The organism is Mesorhizobium sp. M7A.F.Ca.CA.002.05.1.1, from assembly GCF_003998335.1.
Lineage (GTDB): Bacteria > Pseudomonadota > Alphaproteobacteria > Rhizobiales > Rhizobiaceae > Mesorhizobium.
In genome coordinates, this window is record NZ_RZQI01000519.1 from 1 (window position 1) to 4,332 (window position 4,332).

Here is a 4,332-nt window from a genome sequence, read left to right on the forward strand (position 1 = left end):
GTCTTCGACGGTGTCGACATCACCGGCCTGGCGCCGGAGGCGATTGCCCGCAAGGGCGTCGCGCTGGTTCCAGAAGGCCGCCGTATCTTCGCCAGCCTGACGGTGGCCGACAATCTGCGTCTCGGCGGCGCAGTGCATCAGCCGGCGGCCGAGGCAAGGCTGCGCGAGGAGGAGATGCTGGAGTTGTTCCCGATCCTGCGCCGCTACCACCGCGTCAAGGGCGGCAATCTGTCGGGCGGCGAACAGCAGATGCTGGCCATCGCCCGCGCGCTGATGGGCAAGCCGCGCATGATCCTGCTCGACGAGCCCTCGCTCGGCCTTGCCCCGCAACTGATCGACACCGTCTTCGACCTGATCGCCGAACTGCGCCGCAAGGGCCTGACCATCCTGCTGGTCGAACAGAATGTGGCGCTGGCGCTCGAAATCGCCGACCGCGCCGTTGTGCTCGCCAATGGCGAGGTGGTGCTGTCGGGCACGGCAAAAGAACTCGCTTCATCGGACCTCGTCCGCCAAGCCTATCTGGGAGCTTAAGAAGCATGATCGCGCAGCAGATCATCAATGCGGTGAGCCTCGGCGGCGTCTATGCCCTGCTGGCGCTCGGGCTGGCGATCGTCTTTTCCATCGTCGGCCTCATCAACTTCGCCCATGGCGAGCTGATGACGCTGTCGGGCTATGCGCTTCTGGCCTCGCTGGTGCTCGGCTTCCCGTTCCCGGTGGCGGTGCTTGTCGCCGTCTCCTGCGGCGCGCTCGCCGCCGTCGCCATGGAGCGTATCGCCTTCAGGCCCATGCGCGGCGCCAGCGTCACCAGCCTGCTGTTGACCAGCTTCGCGGTTTCCAGCTTGCTGAAGGTCGTCTTCCAGAACGGCATCTCGGCACGGCCGCAAGCTGTCGCCATGCCTAGCTGGATGACCGGCGCCTTCTCCTTCGGCGACTTCACCATCGGCGTCGGTCCCAGCATCTCCATCGTCGTCTCCGCACTGGCGCTGATTGCGCTGGAAGTCTTCCTGCGCCGCTCGGTGACCGGCACGGCGATGCGCGCCGCGGCGGAAGATTTCGACGTCGTGCGCCTGATGGGCATTCCGGCCAGCCGCATCATCGCCACCGCCTTCCTGCTCTCCGGCCTGCTGGCCGGGCTGGCGGCCATGCTGTGGGTGGCGCAGCGTGCCTCGGTCGATCCGCTGATGGGCTTTACGCCGGTGTTGAAGGCCTTCATCGCCGCCGTCGTCGGCGGGCTCGGCAGCCTGCCCGGTGCGGTCGCCGGCGGCTTCCTGCTCGGCATCATCGAGGTGCTGTTGCAGGCGACACTGCCGGGAGCGATCGCGCCCTATCGCGACGCCATCGTGCTGTCGGGCGTCATCGCCGTGCTGCTGGTTCGCCCGCAAGGCCTGATCCCGGCGGTTCGCGCCCAGCGAAGCTGACCTGATGTATACCAAGCTCGAGTTCGCGCCACTGTCGCGCGACGAGGTGTTCGGCCTGATCGAGGCCGCGGCCTTCGCCGCGGTGGTGACATCGGGACCGCAGGGTCTTGTCGTCTCGCATCTTCCCTTCGTGCTCGATCGCGCGCGGGGTGAAAACGGAACGCTGGTCTCGCATCTCGCCAGGGCCAATCCGCACAGCGCGCTGATCGCCGAGGGCAGGGAGACGGTCGCCATCTTTCACGGTCCGCATGGCTACATCTCGCCGTCCTGGTATCCGCGCAATCCGGTGCGCGACAGCGCGCCGACCTGGAATTTTGCTGTCGTGCATTGTCATGGGCATCCGGTGCCGCTCGACGATCATGCCACCGCCCGGCATCTCCTGCAGCTTGTCGACGTGCTGGAGAAGGAGCGCGACGACCGCTGGTGCATGCGCGAACTGGGACCAGGCGGCATGGAGCGGCGCATACCGCATATCCTTGGGTTTGACCTGCCGATCGAACGGCTCGAAGCCAAGTTCAAGATGGGACAGGATGAGCGCCTCTACGACACGGGCGGAGCTATCGGGGCGCTGGAACAAAACGATCCGGCGCTGGCGGCGATGATGAAGGCGCACAACGCGCATCGCCAGGACTGACCGCCCGCATGCGGCAAGGATAAGAAAAAATGATCCCCAATCTCAACATCGTGCCCTTCGTCAGCGTCGATCATATGATGAAGCTGGTGCTGAAGATCGGCGTCGAGCGCTTCCTCGTCGAACTGGCCGGCTACATCGAGGATGATTTCCGCCGCTGGGAGCTGTTCGACAAGACGCCGCGCGTCGCCTCGCACAGCGCCGAGGGCGTCATCGAGCTGATGCCGACCAGCGACGGCGAGGTCTACGGCTTCAAATACGTCAACGGCCATCCCAAGAACATGCGCGAAGGCCGCCAGACGGTGACCGCTTTCGGCATGCTCGCCGATGTCCACAATGGCTATCCTGTCTTGCTATCCGAAATGACGATCCTGACCGCACTGCGCACGGCGGCGATGTCGGCTCTGGCCGCCAAATACCTGGCGCCGGCCGGCTCCAGCTGCATGGCGCTGATCGGCAACGGCGCCCAGGCCGAATTCCAGGCGGTGGCCTTCAAGGCGCTGCTCGGCGTCGACAGGCTGAGGCTTTACGACATCGACCGCACTGCCACCGAAAAATGCATCCGCAATCTCGCCGGTCTCGGCTTCGACATGGTCGCCTGCGGCACCGCGCAGGAGGCGGTCGAGGGAGCCGACATCATCACCACCGTCACCGCCGACAAGCAGTACGCCACCATCCTCACCGACAATATGGTCGGCTCCGGCGTGCACATCAACGCGGTCGGCGGCGACTGTCCGGGCAAGACCGAACTGCACCGCGATATCCTGCTGCGCTCCGATATCTTCGTCGAATATCCGCCGCAGACGCGCATCGAGGGCGAGATCCAGCAGCTTGCGCCGGATCATGAGGTGATCGAGCTGTGGCAGGTGATGTCGGGCGCCGTACAAGGCCGGCGCGATCCCGGTCAGATCACGCTGTTCGATTCGGTCGGCTTCGCCATCGAGGATTTTTCGGCGCTGCGCTATGTCAGGGATCAGCTGCGCTCGACTGGCCTCTACCAGGAACTCGACATGCTGGCCGACCCCGACGAGCCGCGCGACCTGTTCGGCATGCTGCTGAGAGCGGCCCAGCACGGTTGAGACGAGCGTTGTTCAGCCAGCCGAGCCCCACATGGCATCCGGCACCACCACCAGCTTGCCGACGAAATCCTTGGCGATGAAATCCGCCTGCGCATGGTGGAAATCGGAGAGCTTGTAGACGCCGCCGACCAGCGGCCGGATCTTTCTCGCCTCGATGTAGCCAACGATGCGGCGGAAATCCGCGCGCGTGCCCTGGCTTGAGCCATGCAGCTGCAACTGCTTCAGGTACATGGTCCTGAGATCGAACTGCACGACCGGGCCGGCAATCGCGCCTGCGGTAGTGTAACGGCCCTCGGGCCTGAGAATACGCAACAGGTCGTTGAAGATGGCGCCGCCGACGAGGTCGGCCACCACGTCGATCGGCTGGCCTCCGGTCGCCTCGTTCACGGCTCGCGGCAGGTCGGCAACACCACGGGTGATGACAACCTCGGCCCCGATGTCGCGCACCGCCTGTTCCTTGCCCTTGCCGACGACCGCATAGGGAATGGCGCCGCGCGCCCGTGCCAGTTGCACGATGCCCGAACCGACACCACCCGAGGCGCCTGTGACCAGCACACGCTCGCCGGCCTTGAGCGCGGCGCGCTCCAGCATCTGTTCACCGGTGAGGTAAGCGCAGCAGAAGGTGGCGAGTTCGATATCGCTCATGTCGGTGTCGATGACATGAGCGTTCTCGGCCGGCACGGCCTGGTATTCGGCGTAACCGCCATCGCGGCCATGGCCCATATAATCGATGTCGGCGAGTGAATCGTCGTCGCGGTTGTAGATCGAGAAATCGACCATCACCCGTTCGCCGATACGGTCCGGCGATACGCCTTCGCCGACGGCGGCGACGATACCGACGGTGTCCGTGCCCTGGATGCGCGGGAAAACAAGCGTGTTGCCCTGGCGGCGCCATGTCGACACGGCGGCAGCGTCCTCCTCCGTGCCATAGGCGCCCTGGCGCACCCAGACATCGGTGTTGTTCATCCCGCAAGCGCTGACCTTGACCAGCACTTCACCGGGAGCGGGCCCGGGCACTTTCACATCGCTGCGGTAGACGAGTTTTTCCGGTCCGCCGTGCCCGGTGAGCAGCACGGCGGCCATGGTGGCGGGGAGGGTTCTGATCATGGCATTCATCGGTCGATCTCAGAGATTGGCAAACACGCTCTTCACGGCATCGGCGGTCTTCGACACGACGATGTCGGCTTCCTCGCGGGTCAGGCAG

The 4,332-nt window shown here is 65.2% G+C and carries 5 protein-coding genes; 4 read left to right on the forward strand and 1 reads right to left on the reverse strand.

Annotated elements, in window-relative coordinates:
• The 4 genes from EN939_RS22925 to EN939_RS22940 form a co-directional block, all read left to right on the forward strand.
• Window positions 1-531 (forward strand): ABC transporter ATP-binding protein (locus tag EN939_RS22925; RefSeq protein ID WP_127269884.1); only part of this gene is annotated, 531 nt, incomplete at its 5' end.
• A 5-nt stretch (window positions 532-536) separates the two neighbouring features.
• The gene (locus EN939_RS22930; RefSeq protein ID WP_127269886.1) at window positions 537-1,418 is read left to right on the forward strand and encodes a branched-chain amino acid ABC transporter permease; all 882 of its coding nucleotides are present in this window, start codon (window positions 537-539) and stop codon (window positions 1,416-1,418) included.
• Window positions 1,419-1,422: 4 nt separating this feature from the next.
• Window positions 1,423-2,052 carry an FMN-binding negative transcriptional regulator gene (locus EN939_RS22935; protein WP_127269888.1) on the forward strand — a complete coding sequence of 210 codons (630 nt, stop codon included), beginning with the start codon at window positions 1,423-1,425 and terminating at the stop codon, window positions 2,050-2,052.
• 29 nt (window positions 2,053-2,081) lie between these two features.
• The gene (locus EN939_RS22940) at window positions 2,082-3,128 is read left to right on the forward strand and encodes an ornithine cyclodeaminase (RefSeq protein WP_127269890.1); all 1,047 of its coding nucleotides are present in this window, start codon (window positions 2,082-2,084) and stop codon (window positions 3,126-3,128) included.
• A gap of 12 nt (window positions 3,129-3,140) precedes the next feature.
• On the opposite strand, the gene EN939_RS22945 is transcribed toward EN939_RS22940, so the two are convergent.
• The gene (locus tag EN939_RS22945; protein WP_127269892.1) at window positions 3,141-4,244 is read right to left on the reverse strand and encodes an alcohol dehydrogenase family protein; all 1,104 of its coding nucleotides are present in this window, start codon (window positions 4,242-4,244) and stop codon (window positions 3,141-3,143) included.
• Window positions 4,245-4,332 lie beyond the last annotated feature (88 nt).